Below are 14,013 nucleotides of genomic sequence, written 5' to 3' on the forward strand. Positions count from 1 at the left end.
TCGGGGCGGGTGGAACCGCCGACGGGTTCGCCGGCGACCGGCGGGCCGGGTGGTTGCCGCCACCCGGCACCACCGGCGTCGATCGTCGTCGGTGCGTACGTCGTCGGAGTCTCCGACGGCACGGTCACGGCCGGCGAGGCGGGCGGGCGGGCGGCTGCCGCGCTCGGACCGGCCGCCTGGGTCCGCTCCGCCGCCCTCGCCCTGGTCGCGGCTGCCTGGCGGGCACCGGTCACCAACGCGACGGCGGCCAGCAGACTGGCCGCGATGGAACTGGTCAGCAGGGTGCTGGAGCCGTCGACGAGACCGAGCACCAGCAGGACCACCGCAACGAGGATGAGCAGAAGACTGGCGACTAGCACGGCTCACCCCCGCCGCGTCGTGGGTCGTGGCTGGGTCGGCGACCGTCGGGGGACGGCCGCCGACCGCGGATCAGCGGCCCGCTTCGAGGGCGCCGGAGCGACCGCCGCCGTACGAGCCGGCGAGGCCCGCTGCGGCAAGACCGTTGCCACCGACGGCACGGGTGCCCTCGGCGCGGGTCATCTCGGCCTCGAGGCCCTGGCCCCGACCGTCGAGGTCACGCAGCTGGCTCTCCAGGTAGGCCTTGAGCCGGGTGCGGTACTCGCGCTCGAACTGCTTGAGCTCCTCGATGTGCTTCTGCAACGCGGTCCGCTTGGCGTCCAGGCCCCCCATGGCCTCCTGGTGCCGCTGACGGGCGTCGCGCTCCAGGGCGTCGGCCTTGGCCCGCGCCTCGCGGGTGACCTCCTCGGCCTTGGAGCGGGCCTCGGAGAGCAGCTGGTCGGCCTCGCGACGGGCGTCGGAGACGTGGTCGTCGGCGGTGCGCTGGGCCATCATCAGCACCCGCAGCGCCTGCTGCTCGCCGTCGCCGCCGGCGGCCGGGCCGCCGGTGGTGCGGACCTGCTCCAGCTCCGCCTGCATCGCGCGGGCGGCCTGCTCGGCGGCGGCCTTGTCGCGCTGCACCCGGTCGAGCTGGGCCTTGACGTCGTTGAGCTCCGCGGCGAGCCGGGCGTCGCCACCGGGGCCGGCAGGGGCCCCACCGCGACCGCCGCGCTCCACCTGCGCGCGCAGCTCGTTGTTCTCCTCGATCAGACGGGCAAGCTCACGCTCGACCTCGTCCAGGAAGGCGTCGACCTCCTCCTCGTCGTACCCCCGCTTGCCGATCGGCGGCTTTTTGAAGGCGACGTTGTGCACGTCGGCCGGTGTCAGCGGCATCGAAACTCCTCGGGTCAGTTGCGGCCGCGAAAGCGCGCGCTGGTCAGGAGAAGTTCCTGATCAGCGGATCTAACACAAACCTCATCAGCACGAACAGGATAACCAGGAGCACAAGGGAGGCCAGGTCGATGCTCACGGTACCAATTCGCAGTGGGGGGATCACCCGCCTCAACGCCTTGAGAGGCGGATCAGTGACGCTCCACACGGACTCTAGTCCGGCGGACGCGCCACGCCCCGGTTGCCACCGACGACCGTACTGGAGGACTGCACCGAGAACGAATCGGGCCAACAGCACAATAAGAAAAAGATACACAATCAGGTACAAGAGCTGGAACATGATCGACAACACAGCAGGCGACGTCCCTCGGTCGGGTGGACTTAGCTCAGGGAGAAGAAGCCGCCCTCAGCGATCTTGGCTTTGTCCTCCGCGGTGACCTGGACGTTGGCCGGCGAGAGCAGGAACACCCGGTTGGTCACGCGCTCGATCGTACCGCGCAGCCCGAACGCCAGCCCGGCGGCGAAGTCCACCAGCCGGCGGGCGTCGGCCTCATCCATCTCGGTGAGATTGATGATCACCGGGACACCGTCGCGGAAGTGCTCGCCGATGGTCCGCGCCTCGCGGTAGGTGGTCGGGTGCAGCGTGGTGATCTGGTAGCGCTGCTCCTCCTCGGCCACCACCGGCCGCTCCCGCGGCGACGCCTGCGGTGCCAGGGCGAGATTGTCCCGGGTGTGGTAGCTCAGCGCGCCCGAGGTCTCCGACCCACCGGACCGGGTGATCGACCGGACGCTCGCCCGCTCCGACCGCTCGGCCCGTTCCGACCGCTCGGCCCGCTCGGCCCGCTCGTCGTCGGCGCGGTCGGCCTCCGCGAGCCGGCTCGACCGGTCGGCCAGCCGACCCCGGTCGCCGAGGCGCGGACGCGGTGCCGGCGGCTCCTCCGCGTCGTCCTCGTCGTCGTCGGCGAACTCCTCGGTGTACCGGCTCGACCGGTACCGCGACTCGCGGTAGCCGGGCTTGTCGTAGCCCTCGTCGTAGCCCCGCTCGTCATCCTCCTCGACGAGACCGAGCCAGACCCCCGCCTTGCGCAGTGCACCCATCCCGCGCCCTTCCGTCCGCCGTGCGGCACGCACCCCCGTGCCGTGTCGCCATGATCGCGAATGGACTTCCATGCCCACCGGATCGAAGTGGCAATCCCCCGACGCGCGATTCGCGGCTCGCCCGTCGTGGCCCCCGACCTGGGGACGCCGCTCCTGAACAACACTGATGTAATTTGCTTCTATCGCGGTCAGGCTACCGCAGCGTGGAACGCATTCCGAGCAACGCGCTGCCGACGCGGACATGTGTCGCGCCGTATCCGATGGCCACCTCCAGGTCGCCGCTCATCCCGGCGGAGAGCGCGGTCGCCGCCGGATGCCCGGCCCGGAACCCCTCCGCCACCTCGGCCAACCGGGCGAACGCCCGCTCCGGCTCCCAGCCCAACGGCGCCACCGCCATCAGCCCCGCCAGCCGCAGCGACCCCGACCCGGCCAGCGCCTCGGCCACCGGACCGAGCCCCCGGTCGGCGTCGGCGGCACCCGGCAGGGCGCCCCCTCGGGCCGCGTCACCATCGATGCTGACCTGCACCAACGTCTCCAACGGACAGTCCCGGCCGGACTCGGCGGCGGTGGCCAGCGCGCGGGCCAACCGGACACTGTCCACGGAGTGGACCACATCGGCGTACCGGACCACCGAACGGGCCTTGTTGCGTTGCAACTGACCGATGAAGTGCCAGCGGGCGGTCACCCCCGCCGCCGCCACCTCGGCCGCCTTCGGCGCCGCCTCCTGGTCCCGGTTCTCCCCCAGGTCGGTGACCCCGAGCCCGGTCAGCGCGACCGCGTCGCCGGCCGGGTACGTCTTGGTCACCGCGATCATGGTCACCCCGGCCGGGTCCCGGCCGGCGGCGGCACAGGCGTCGGCGATCCGGGTACGCACCACGGCCAGTCCGGCCGCGAGTGCGGCGCGGCGATCCGGACCCACCGGGTCGGGCCGGCCGGTCATCGGCCGGGCCGCCCGGTCACCGGCGGGGCGACGTCACCACCCGGTGGACCGCTCGGCGTCGGCGGGGCGGCGTGGTCACCGACGGGGCTGCTCGTCATCGGCGGGCTCAGGAGCCGTTCTTGAGGAAGTCGGGCACGTCGACGTCGTCGAAGAGCACCCGGCGCGGCGACTGCTGCGGCGGCGGCATGGTGGCCGGCGCGGTGACCGCCGGGGACTGCGGGGTCGGCTGGTTCTGGTTGCTCTTACGCGGTGACTCCGACGCCTTGTACGCGGGCGTGCCACCGTCGAAACCGGCGGCGATCACGGTGACCCGCACCTCGTCGCCGAGCGCGTCGTCGATGACCGCGCCGAAGATGATGTTCGCGTCGGGGTGGGCCGCGTCGGTGACCAGCTGCGCGGCGTCGTTGATCTCGAACAGGCCCAGGTCGGAGCCGCCGGCGATGGAGAGCAGCACGCCCCGCGCGCCGTCCATGCTCTGCTCCAGCAACGGGCTGGAGATGGCCGCCTCGGCCGCCTCCACCGCCCGGTTCTCACCCCGGGCGCTGCCGATGCCCATCAGCGCGCTGCCCGCCCCGCTCATCACGCTCTTGACGTCCGCGAAGTCCAGGTTGATCAGGCCGGGGGTGGTGATCAGGTCGGTGATGCCCTGGACACCGGAGAGCAGCACCTGGTCGGCGGTGCGGAAGGCGTCCATCATGCTGATCCCACGGTCGCCCAGGGCCAGCAGCCGGTCGTTCGGGATGACGATCAGCGTGTCGCACTGATTGCGCAGTTCGTCTATCCCCGCCTCGGCCTGCACCTGGCGGCGCTTGCCCTCGAAGGAGAACGGCCGGGTCACCACGCCGATGGTCAGCGCGCCGAGCTTGCGGGCGATGTTGGCCACCACCGGCGCCCCGCCGGTGCCGGTGCCGCCGCCCTCGCCGCAGGTGACGAAGACCATGTCGGCACCCTTGAGCACCTCTTCGATCTCGTCGCGGTGGTCCTCGGCGGCGTTCTTGCCGACGTCCGGGTTGGCACCCGCGCCGAGTCCCCGGGTCAGCTCCCGGCCGACGTCGAGCTTGACGTCGGCGTCGCTCATCAGCAGCGCCTGCGCGTCGGTGTTGATCGCGATGAACTCGACGCCCTTGAGCCCAACCTCGATCATCCGGTTGACGGCGTTGACGCCGCCGCCGCCGATGCCGACGACCTTGATGACCGCCAGGTAGTTGTGCGGAGGTGTCATCTCCGGTCCTTTCCGTTCGAGATTGGCTCGCACCGCCCCGGTACGGCGTGGCCCAGACCGGTGGTCGACGAGCTGTCACCAGCGAGGATCAGAGCTGAACCCTAACCCTCTACTAGAGGCTTACAGTTATGTCAACCACTGATCCTCTTCGGGGCAAGGTAAGCGCCTCCACGCCGAGAGCCAAGGACCTCACCGGCGTGTCGCCGCCGCGAGCGTAACGACTCACGTTCCACACGGGCCTCACCTGAAGGTCACCACGTCCGGCGCGCTCACGTCGATCGTGTCGGCCTTGCGACTCAGCAACGCCGTCGCCACCCGCGCCTTGTCCTCGCCCCGGGTCGCGTCGCCCCACACCACCGTCCGCTCGTCGCGCAGGGTCAGCCCGATCCGGGCCAACCCCTCGACGGTCACCTCGACCAGGACGGCCCGCAACTGGGGGGTGAGGACGGTCAGCACCTGCAACGCCGCCCGGGTGCCCGGATCGTCCGGCCCCGGGTCGGCCAACCGCACCAGCGGCAGCCCCTGCGGGGGGCGGGGCAGCGTCCGGAACACCACCCCGGTCCGGTCGAGCACCACGAACCGGTCGTCCCGGGGCACCACCGCCACCCCGGTCCGCTCCACCACCGTCACCACCAGGGTGTCCGGCCAGTCCCGGTGGACGGTGGCCCGCTCGACCGGGGCCAACCCACCGATCCGCCGGGCCGTCGCGGCCAGGTCCACCCGGGCCAACGGCACCCCGTCCGGCACGGCCGCCGCATCGCGCACCTCGACCGGGGTGACCAGCCGGGCCCCCTCCACCCGGACCTCACGCACCCCGAACAGGCCGGAGCCGAGCACCGCCCAGGCCACCAGACCAGCGAGGACCAGCACCCCGGTCAGCACCGCCCAGGGCAGGGCGGCCCGCATCCGCCGCTGCCGGGCCCGCGCCATGAACCGCCGGGTGGACGGCGGGACCGCATCGCTGCCGGCCCGGACGAGCTGCCAGCGCCGTGCCGGACCACGTCGGGAGCCGCCGCCGTCCGCGCCCGCGGGACGACCCCGCGCCGGGCCCGGACTCATCCGGCGGTGGAGACCGCGCCGTCCGGGCCGACGACCGGGCCCGGGGCGATCGGGGCGGCGACCCCGCCGACCCGGGCGGTCAGCGTGTCGAGCAGTTGGTCACCGAGCAACGAGATCGGTGGGGCGCCCATGGTCACCACCACGTCACCGGGGCGGGCCCGGCGGGCCACCTCCACCGGCGCGTCGTCGAGCGAGTCCACAAAGACCTTGTGCGCGGCGTCCAGCGGCACCGCCGCCAGCAACGCCGCCGACCCCTCGCCCGGCTGGCGCAGCTCACCGGGGCCGAAGACCTCCAGCAGCACCAGTTCGTCGGCGATGCCCAGGGCGGCGGCGATCTCCGCCTGCAGATCCCGGGTGCGGTACAGCCGGTACGGCTGGAAGACCACGATCAACCGGCCGTCGCCGGCCACCTCGCGCAGCGTCCGCAAGGCCAGGGTCATCGAGGTCGGGTGGTAGGCGTACTCGTCGTAGACCAGCACACCGTCGGCGACGCCCTTGCGTTCGAAACGCCGGCGTACCCCCGGGAACACGGCCAACGCCGCCTCCGCCGCCGCCACCGGCAGGCCGAGCAGGTGGGCGGCGAGCACCGCCGCGGCGCTGTTGAGCCCCATGTGCCGGCCGGGCACCGGCAGCCGGATCTCGCCCAGCGAACGGCCGTCGAGCGCGGCCAGGTACCGCGCCCCCTGGGCGGACGAGGCCATCTCGGACAGCCGCAGGTCGGCGTCGGGCGCCTCGCCGTACGTCCAGACCCGCCGCCCCTCGGCGCGCAGCGTCTCGGCCAACCGCCGGCTGCCCGGGTCGTCGGCGCAGGTGATGACGAACCCGGCCGGGTCGGTGAGCCGGGCGAACTCGGCGAACGCCGCCTCCAGGGTCGCCAGGTCGCCGTAGGTGTTCAGGTGGTCGGCCTCGATGTTGGTGATGATCGAGACGAACGGGCGGTAGATCAGGAACGACCGGTCGCTCTCGTCCGCCTCGACCACGAAGTGCTCACCGGTGCCGTGGTGCGCGCCCGAGCCGACCTCGGAGATCTCCCCGCCGATCACGAAGGACGGGTCGACGCCGGCCTGCTGGAGCACCATGGTCACCATCGAGGTGGTGGTGGTCTTGCCGTGGGTGCCGGCCACCGCGACGGTACGCCGCCCGGTCATCGCCGCCGCCAGCGCCTCGGAGCGGTGCAGCACCCGCAGCCCGCGCCGCCGCGCCTCGACCATCTCCAGGTGGTCCTGCGGAATGGCCGAGGAGTAGACCACGGTGTCCACCCCGTCGAGGTTGGCCGCCTCGTGGCTCATGTGGATGGTGCCGCCCAGCGCCCGCATCCCGGCCAGCGACGGCCACTCGCGCAGCTCGCTGCCGGAGACCGGCAGCCCCCGGGTGAGGAAGAGCCGGGCCAGGCCGCTCATGCCGACCCCACCCACCCCGATCAGGTGGATCCGGCCCAGGTCCTCCGCGGTGAGCGTGCCGGCCGGGGTGAACTGCGCGGTGTTCATGCCAGGTACCTTCCCGTCGCGGTGGACCGGCTCACCGGGCCACCGCCTCGTAGACGAAGTTGAGCAGGGCCACGTCGCCGTCGCGTCGGCCGTACGCGGCGGCGGCGTTGCTCATCGCGTACAGCCGCTGCGGGTCCCGCAGCAGGGGCAGCACGGTGCGCTCCAGCCAGGCCGGGGTCAGCTCGGCGTCGTCGACCAGCAGCCCGCCGCCGGCCTCCACCACGGGCAGCGCGTTGCGCTTCTGCTCCTGATTGGAGTGCGGGTAGGGGACATAGATGGTGGGCAGCCCGATGGCGGCCACCTCGGCGCAGGTCATCGCCCCGCCCCGGGCGAGCATCAGGTCGGCGGCGGCGTAGCCCAGCTCCATCTCGGACAGGTAGGGCAGCGCCACGTACGGCACCGGCAGATCGGTGGGGATCGGCACCGGCTCGTTGCGGGCGCCCATCACGTGCAGCACCTGCACGCCGTTGCGGGCCAGCTCCTTGGCCGCGCCGGAGACCGCCAGGTTGATCGACCGGGCCCCCTGCGAGCCACCGGCGACGAAGAGCACCGGCAGGTCGGGGCGGAGCCCGAAGTGCGCGCGGGCGGCGGCGCGGGCGGCGTTGCGGTCCAGCCCGGCGATGCCCCGGCGCAGCGGCACCCCGACCACCCGGGCGTCGCGCAGCGCCTCGGACTGGGCCGGCTGGTGCGGGAAGCCGACCGCGAGGTTCTTGGTGAACTTCATGCCGAGCCGGTTGGCCACTCCCGGCGGGACGTTCACCTCGTGGATGACGATCGGCATCTCGCGTCGCCAGGCGGCCAGGTAGCCGGGCACCGAGACGTACCCGCCGAAGCCGACGACCACGTCGGCGGCGACCTCGTCGATCACCTTGCCGGCGGCGCGGGCCGCCTTCCACATCCGGTCCGGGGTGCGCATCAGGCCCAGGTTGACCGAGCGGGGCAACTGGTAGGCCGGGATCGTCCGCAGGTCGTAGCCGGCCGGCGGGATCAGCTCGTTCTCCAGCCCCTTGGGGGTGCCGAGGCAGGTGATCCGGACGCCCGGGTCGTGTCGGCGCAGGCAGTCGGCGAAGGCGAGCAGCGGGTAGATGTGCCCACCGGTGCCCCCTCCACAGAGCACCACCGAACGCAGCGGACCCATCAGCGTCTCCTCTCGCTCGCCGGCCCGCCCCGGGTCCGGTCCTGCCGGACGCCGCGCGGTACGGCCTGATCGTCGGGTCGCCGCCCGCGCGCCCGGGGTACGGACCCCGGGGCAGCCGGCGGCGGTGCCGGTCGGCTCCGCGCGCCGGGAAGCGGCGGCAACGGGGCCCAGACTAGTCGGACCCATCGGGCGGGCGGACGGGCGTGCAGGGCTCGGGCCGCGTCGGGTTCGGCGCGGGCGAAGGAGGCGAGCATGCCCACCGCCGCCAGGGTGACGACCAGGGCGCTGCCGCCGTCGGAGATGAACGGCAGCGGCACGCCGGTCAGCGGCAGCAGCTTGGTCACCCCACCGACGTTGATCACCGCCTGGCCGGCCAGCCAGGCGGTGACGGCGGTGGCGGCGAGCCGGCGGAACGGGTCGGCGACCCGGCGGGCGATCCGCAGCCCGGTGTAGGCCAGCACGGCGAAGAGCACCAGGATGACGGTGCAGCCGACCACGCCCAACTCCTCGGCGATGACGGCGAAGATGAAGTCGTTGTGGGCGGCCGGCAGCCAACCGAACTTGAGGCTGCCCTTGCCCAGCCCGACGCCGAACCAGCCGCCGTGCTCGATGGCGTTGCGGGCCTGGACCATCTGCCAGCAGGCGTCCTCGACGCACTTGGCCGGGTCCGGCGTGTCGAGGAACGAGGTGAGCCGGGCCAGCCGGTAGTTGTCCTGGCCGCGCGCCCCGGAGCCGGCCCCGAGCGAGGCCACCGCGACCAGCAGGCCGATGCCGGCCAGGCCGACCGCGGAGAGGGCGGCGAAGACCCGCAGCCGCACCCCGGCCGCCCAGAGCAGCCCGACCACGATGGCCAGCAGGCAGAGCATGCTGCCTAGGTCGTTGTAGCCGACCAGCACGAAGAGCAGCCCGACCACCGGGAACAGCGGCGTGGCCAGTTCCTTCCACCAACCCAGCGCCGCGCCCTTGCGGGCCACCACGTGCGCCCCCCAGAGCACCAGCGCCAGCTTGGCCAGCTCGGCGGGCTGCACCTGGATCGGCCCGAGATAGAGCCAGAGCAGGTTGGCCCGCAGCGGCCCGAGGGACTCCAACCCGAACAGCGCGTCCAGAGCCACCAGCAGGTTGAGCACCAGCAGCAGCACCACGGCGCCCCCGAGCAGGGGCCGGCCCAGCGAGCGGAAGGTGCTGGCCGGCAGCCGCTGGCAGGCCCAGAACGCGACGATGCCGATCACCGCGAAGATCGCCTGCTTGGTCACCGAAGCCGCGGCGTCGCCGGCCTCGGCGTAGTCCCGCACGCTGGTCGCCGAGAAGACCATCGTCAGGCCGATCAGCAGCAGCAGGCCGGCGCTGGACAGCAGCAGGTAGTAGGAGGCCAGCGGGCGAGCCAGCAGGCCGCGCAGCGCCGCCAGGCCACCGGCCGGGTCCAGCCCGGCCCGCCCCGCCGGCGGATCGGCGGTACGCCCCGCGCCCGCGACCCGCCGTGGCTGGGTCTGCGCCGTCGTGCCGGTGCTGGTGCCTCGGTCCTCCCCCACCCGCCCATCATCGCCGCTGCGGGCGGCCCGTTCCGGCCGTTCCCCCCGGTCGGCGTGTCGAAATGCGGAACAGGGGCCCCTCCGGTAGGAGGAGCCCGCGTCCGTGGTCGTCCGGCGGCGGGTCCGGGCCGGCCGGAACCGGCACGCGGGCCGGCACTGGACCCGGCGCGCGATCAGCCCATGCTGGCCAGGAAGTCGCTGTAGAACAGGCCGAGCGCGATGGCCACCCCGATGCCCGCGATGATCCAGAACCGGACCACGATGTTGACCTCGCTCCAGCCGGCCAGCTCGAAGTGGTGCTGGAGCGGGGACATCCGGAACACCCGCTTGCCGGTGGTCCGGAACGAGATGATCTGGATCACCACCGACATCGTGATGATCACGAAGAGCCCGCCGAGGATGGGCAGCAGCAGGATCGTCCGGGTGGACATCGCCATCCCGGCGATCAGGCCACCGAGGCCCAGCGCGCCGGTGTCGCCCATGAAGATCCGGGCCGGCGAGGTGTTCCACCACAGGAAGCCCACGCACGCCCCGGCCGCCGCCCCGGCGATCAGCGCGATCTCCAACGGGTCCCGGACGGCGTAGCAGTAGTTGTCCGGGTTGGCGGTGTACGTCGGGTCGGCGCACCAGTGCCGGTACTGCCAGAACGCGATCAACGCGTACGCGGCGAGGACCATCACCGACGCGCCGGTGGCCAGCCCGTCCAGGCCGTCGGTGAGGTTGACCCCGTTGGTCGCCGCCATCACCACCAGGATGATCACGATCACCGAGGCGATCTTGCCGATCTCCAGGGCCGGGATGTCCCGGATGAAGCTCAGCGTGCTGCTGCCCACGGTCTCGGTGTTGGTCGTCGCGCCGCTGGCGTCGGTCATGCTGCTCGGGAAGTAGAGCGCGACCACCCCGAAGATCGCCCCGACCAGGATCTGCCCGAACAGCTTGCCGCGCTTGTTGAGCCCACCGCTGTGCCGCTTGCGCACCTTGAGAAAGTCGTCGATGAAGCCGACCGCCCCGGAGAAGACCATCAGCCCCAGCAGCACCAGCGCGGTGATGGTCGGCTCGACCTGGGCGATCTGCGCGTCCGGCAGGGTGGTCAGGGCGAGGTGACCGGCGACGTACGCGATCACCGTGGCCAGGATGAAGACCACGCCGCCCATCGTCGGTGTGCCCTTCTTGCCCTCGTTGCTGGCCAGCCCGAGGTTCGAGCGGATCGGCTGGCCGGCCTTGAGCCGGGCGAACACCTTGATCGCGAGCGGGGTGGCCAGCAACGACACCAGGAACGCCACGCCGATGGCGACGATGACCGCCCTCACGCGGCACCCCCCGCGCCCGCGCTGGCCCCGGCACCGGAGGCGTCGACCCGCAGCGCGTCGGCGACCTCCCAGGTGCGGTACCGGGAGCCCTTCACCAGGACGACGTCTCCCGGCCGTAGCTCGCTGCGCAGCACCTCGACGGCCGCCGCCTGATCGGTGAGCAGCACCGACTCTCCTCCCCAGTCACTTACCGCTGTCGCGCCCTCGTGGATCGGCGCGGCCGGCTCACCCACCACGAGCAGCCGGTCGACACCGAGTTCGGCCGCGAGCCGGCCGACCTCCCGGTGCCCCTCGTCCTCGTACTCGCCCAGCTCGGCCATGTAGCCCAGCGCGGCGAACGTCCGCCCACCCCGGTGCATCCCGGCCAGCGCGCGCAACGCCACCGCCGTCGAGGCCGGGTTGGCGTTGTACGAGTCGTCGATCACGGTCACCCCGTCGGGACGCGCGAAGACGTCCATCCGGCGGGTGGAGACCAGCCCCAGGTCGCCCAGGGCCGCCGCCAGCTCGGCCAGCGGCATGCCCAGCTCGCGGGCGACCGCCGCCGCGGCGAGCGAGTTGGAGACCTGGTGCCGGCCGGTCAGGCCGAGCCGCACCGGCGCGGTCCCCTCCGGGGTGACCAACGTGTACGACGGCCGACCCCGCCCGTCCAGGGTGACGTCCACCGCGCGGACGTCGGCGTCGGCGGACTCGCCGTAGCGGACCACCCGGGCGGCGGTGCGGGACGCCATCGCGGCGACCAGCGGGTCGTCGGCGTTGAGCACGGCCAGCCCCTCGGCCGGCAGCGCCTCCACCAGCTCCCCCTTGGCCAGGGCGATGTTCTCCACCGAACCGAACTCGCCCAGGTGCGCGACCCCGACGTTGAGCACCACCGAGATCTGCGGCGGCACCACGTCGCAGAGGTAACGGACGTGCCCGACGCCCCGGGCGCCCTGCTCCATCACCAGGTACCTGGTCTGCGCGGTGGCCTGCAACGCGGTGTACGGGTGGCCCAGCTCGTTGTTGAACGACCCGGGCGGGGCCACCGTCGGGCCGAGCCGGACGGCGAGCTGGGCGATCAGGTCCTTGGTGGTGGTCTTGCCCGACGAACCGGTCAGCCCGATCACGGTGAGTCCGGGCAGCCGGTCCACCACGGTCCGGGCCAGCCGGCCCAGTGCGGCCAGCGCGTCGTCCACCAGCACCATCGGCACCCCGGGTAGCTCCCGGGTGCCGAGCACCGCCACCGCGCCGTCGGCGACCGCACCGGCGGCGTAGTCGTGTCCGTCGACCCGCTCGCCGGGGAAGGCGACGAAGAGCGCCCCGGCGACGACCTTGCGGGAGTCGAACTCGACCGGACCGGTGACCCGGGCGGCCGGGTCGGCGGCGTGCAGTCGACCACCGACCGCCGAGGCGACCTCGGCCAGGCTCAGCGGGATCACCGCTGACCCGCCAGGTCGCCGAAGCGGACGCGCAGCGCCTCCGCCAGCTCGGTGCGGTCGTCGAACGGGTGCACCTGGCCGGCGATCTCCTGACCGCGTTCGTGTCCCTTGCCGAGCAGCGCCACCACGTCCCCCGGCTCGGCCAGCCGCACCGCCTCGGCGATCGCCTCCCGCCGGCCCGGCACCTCGATGACCTCGGCGGCGGCGTCGGCCCCGTACGCCCCGGCCAGCACCTCGGCCCGGATCGTCGCCGGGTCCTCGGTGCGCGGGTTGTCGTCGGTCACCAGCACCACGTCGGCGCCCCGGGCGGCGGCGGCACCCATCACCGGCCGCTTGCCCCGGTCCCGGTCGCCACCGGCGCCGATGACGCAGATCAACCGGCCGGCGCCGGTGGCGCGCAGCGCGGCCAGGGCGGCCACCACGGCGTCGGTCTTGTGCGCGTAGTCGACCACCCCGCGCACCGGCGCGTCCCCGCTGACCAGTTCCAACCGGCCGGGCACCCCGCCACAGGCGGCCACCCCGGCGGCGGCGGTCACCGGGTCGACCCCGGCGGCGACCAGGCAGGCGACGGCGAGCAGCGCGTTCGCCACGTTGTGCCGGCCGGGCAGGGCCACCCCGGCGGGCAGGACCAGGTCGTCGGGGCCGTGCGCGGTGAAGCGCTGGGCGTAGCCCTCGCCGCCGACCCGGTCGGCCCACCAGGTGGCGGTCGGGTCGCCGGCCGCCGAGTAGCTGACCGTCGCCGGGCGGAACAGCGGGCGCAGGGCCGCGTCGTCGTGGTTGAGCACCTCGACCCGGCAACGCCCGTCGAACAGCTTCGCCTTGGCGGCGAAGTAGTCGGCCGAGTCGGCGTGGAAGTCGAGGTGGTCGGAGCCGAAGTTGGTGTAGCCGCCCACGGCGAACCGGACCCCGCCGACCCGGCCCATCGCCAGGGCGTGGCTGGACACCTCCATGACCACCGCGGTCACCCCGCGCTCCCGCGCGGCGGCGAGCAGGGCGTGCAGGTCGGTGGCCTCCGGGGTGGTCCGGACGCTGTCGATCACCAGGTCGCCCAGCCGGGTCTCCACCGTGCCGATCAGGCCGGTGACGTGACCGGCGGCGCGCAGCCCGGACTCGATCAGGTAGGCGGTGGAGGTCTTGCCGGCGGTGCCGGTCACCCCGATCACGGTGAGTCCGTCGGTCGGGTCGCCGTAGACCGCGGCCGCCAGCTCGCCCAGCACGGCCCGCGGGTCGGGCGTCACCAGGACGGGCAGCCCGGTCGCGCCGGCCGCCACCGCACCGGACGGGTCGGTCAGCACGGCCACCGCGCCGGCCGCGGCGGCACCGGCGGCGAACTCCGCGCCGTGCCGACGGGCGCCGGGCAGCGCGGCGTACAGGTCGCCGGGGCGCACCTCCTGGCTGGCGTGGGTCACCCCGGTCACGACCAGCTCGGCGGCGTCTGCCGGCGGCGCTACGGCGAGCCGGTCGGCGAGGTCGCCGATCCGGACTCCGGGCACGGTACGGGGGCGTGGATTGCCGGGCACGGCGTCAGACCCTACCCGGTCGTCCGGTTCCGGCCGCACAGCCGCCCCGGTGGTTCGTCGGCACTCAC

General features: G+C 73.4%; 12 protein-coding genes and 1 pseudogene. All 13 read right to left on the reverse strand.

Translation table 11 applies throughout. The features are described from left to right. Positions 1-32: 32 nt before the first annotated feature. Positions 33-359, reverse strand: a pseudogene (locus ACQP1S_RS22980) (hypothetical protein); the annotation flags it as partial. Between the two features lie 70 nt (positions 360-429). Further along, a complete protein-coding gene (locus ACQP1S_RS22985; protein WP_091237507.1) occupies positions 430-1,230 on the reverse strand; it encodes a DivIVA domain-containing protein in 801 nt (266 codons plus the stop codon). A 43-nt stretch (positions 1,231-1,273) separates the two neighbouring features. Beyond that, a complete protein-coding gene (locus tag ACQP1S_RS22990) occupies positions 1,274-1,579 on the reverse strand; it encodes a YggT family protein (RefSeq protein ID WP_091237509.1) in 306 nt (101 codons plus the stop codon). A 29-nt stretch (positions 1,580-1,608) separates the two neighbouring features. Continuing rightward, positions 1,609-2,325: a cell division protein SepF gene (locus tag ACQP1S_RS22995; protein WP_432899023.1), complete on the reverse strand. Its 717-nt coding sequence runs from the start codon at positions 2,323-2,325 to the stop codon at positions 1,609-1,611. 193 nt (positions 2,326-2,518) lie between these two features. Beyond that, positions 2,519-3,265, reverse strand: coding sequence for a YggS family pyridoxal phosphate-dependent enzyme (locus ACQP1S_RS23000; RefSeq protein ID WP_432899026.1), 747 nt, complete (start codon positions 3,263-3,265; stop codon positions 2,519-2,521). Positions 3,266-3,371: 106 nt separating this feature from the next. Beyond that, on the reverse strand, positions 3,372-4,487 hold the full coding sequence (ftsZ, locus tag ACQP1S_RS23005; RefSeq protein ID WP_091237516.1) for a cell division protein FtsZ: 1,116 nt from the start codon (positions 4,485-4,487) through the stop codon (positions 3,372-3,374). Positions 4,488-4,727: 240 nt separating this feature from the next. After that, the gene (locus ACQP1S_RS23010) at positions 4,728-5,546 is read right to left on the reverse strand and encodes a cell division protein FtsQ/DivIB (RefSeq protein WP_432899031.1); all 819 of its coding nucleotides are present in this window, start codon (positions 5,544-5,546) and stop codon (positions 4,728-4,730) included. Next, on the reverse strand, positions 5,543-7,033 hold the full coding sequence (gene murC / locus ACQP1S_RS23015; protein ID WP_432899034.1) for a UDP-N-acetylmuramate--L-alanine ligase: 1,491 nt from the start codon (positions 7,031-7,033) through the stop codon (positions 5,543-5,545). The genes ACQP1S_RS23010 and murC overlap by 4 nt, the downstream gene beginning before the upstream one ends. A 31-nt stretch (positions 7,034-7,064) precedes the next feature. Continuing rightward, positions 7,065-8,171, reverse strand: a complete 1,107-nt coding sequence (murG, locus tag ACQP1S_RS23020; protein WP_091237520.1) for an undecaprenyldiphospho-muramoylpentapeptide beta-N-acetylglucosaminyltransferase — start codon at positions 8,169-8,171, stop codon at positions 7,065-7,067. Next, on the reverse strand, positions 8,171-9,577 hold the full coding sequence (locus ACQP1S_RS23025) for an FtsW/RodA/SpoVE family cell cycle protein (protein ID WP_091238838.1): 1,407 nt from the start codon (positions 9,575-9,577) through the stop codon (positions 8,171-8,173). Before ACQP1S_RS23025 ends, murG begins: the two co-directional genes overlap by 1 nt. Before the next feature lie 296 nt (positions 9,578-9,873). Continuing rightward, positions 9,874-11,010, reverse strand: coding sequence for a phospho-N-acetylmuramoyl-pentapeptide-transferase (mraY, locus tag ACQP1S_RS23030; protein ID WP_091237523.1), 1,137 nt, complete (start codon positions 11,008-11,010; stop codon positions 9,874-9,876). Next, positions 11,007-12,425 carry a UDP-N-acetylmuramoyl-tripeptide--D-alanyl-D-alanine ligase gene (locus ACQP1S_RS23035; protein ID WP_432899038.1) on the reverse strand — a complete coding sequence of 473 codons (1,419 nt, stop codon included), beginning with the start codon at positions 12,423-12,425 and terminating at the stop codon, positions 11,007-11,009. Before ACQP1S_RS23035 ends, mraY begins: the two co-directional genes overlap by 4 nt. Continuing rightward, the gene (locus ACQP1S_RS23040) at positions 12,422-13,984 is read right to left on the reverse strand and encodes a UDP-N-acetylmuramoyl-L-alanyl-D-glutamate--2,6-diaminopimelate ligase (protein WP_432899041.1); all 1,563 of its coding nucleotides are present in this window, start codon (positions 13,982-13,984) and stop codon (positions 12,422-12,424) included. The genes ACQP1S_RS23035 and ACQP1S_RS23040 overlap by 4 nt, the downstream gene beginning before the upstream one ends. Positions 13,985-14,013 lie beyond the last annotated feature (29 nt).

It is taken from the genome of Micromonospora matsumotoense, assembly GCF_050951065.1.
Classification (GTDB): domain Bacteria; phylum Actinomycetota; class Actinomycetes; order Mycobacteriales; family Micromonosporaceae; genus Micromonospora; species Micromonospora matsumotoensis.

Bases quoted from the DNA above. Each gene is read 5' to 3' on its own strand.
- murC (WP_432899034.1), bottom strand. From the start codon at position 7,033: ATGAACACCGCGCAGTTCACCCCGGCCGGCACGCTCACCGCGGAGGAC.
- murG (WP_091237520.1), bottom strand. From the start codon at position 8,171: ATGGGTCCGCTGCGTTCGGTGGTGCTCTGTGGAGGGGGCACCGGTGGG.
- ACQP1S_RS23000 (WP_432899026.1), bottom strand. From the start codon at position 3,265: ATGACCGGCCGGCCCGACCCGGTGGGTCCGGATCGCCGCGCCGCACTC.
- ACQP1S_RS22985 (WP_091237507.1), bottom strand. From the start codon at position 1,230: ATGCCGCTGACACCGGCCGACGTGCACAACGTCGCCTTCAAAAAGCCG.
- ACQP1S_RS22995 (WP_432899023.1), bottom strand. From the start codon at position 2,325: ATGGGTGCACTGCGCAAGGCGGGGGTCTGGCTCGGTCTCGTCGAGGAG.
- ftsZ (WP_091237516.1), bottom strand. From the start codon at position 4,487: ATGACACCTCCGCACAACTACCTGGCGGTCATCAAGGTCGTCGGCATC.
- ACQP1S_RS23010 (WP_432899031.1), bottom strand. From the start codon at position 5,546: ATGAGTCCGGGCCCGGCGCGGGGTCGTCCCGCGGGCGCGGACGGCGGC.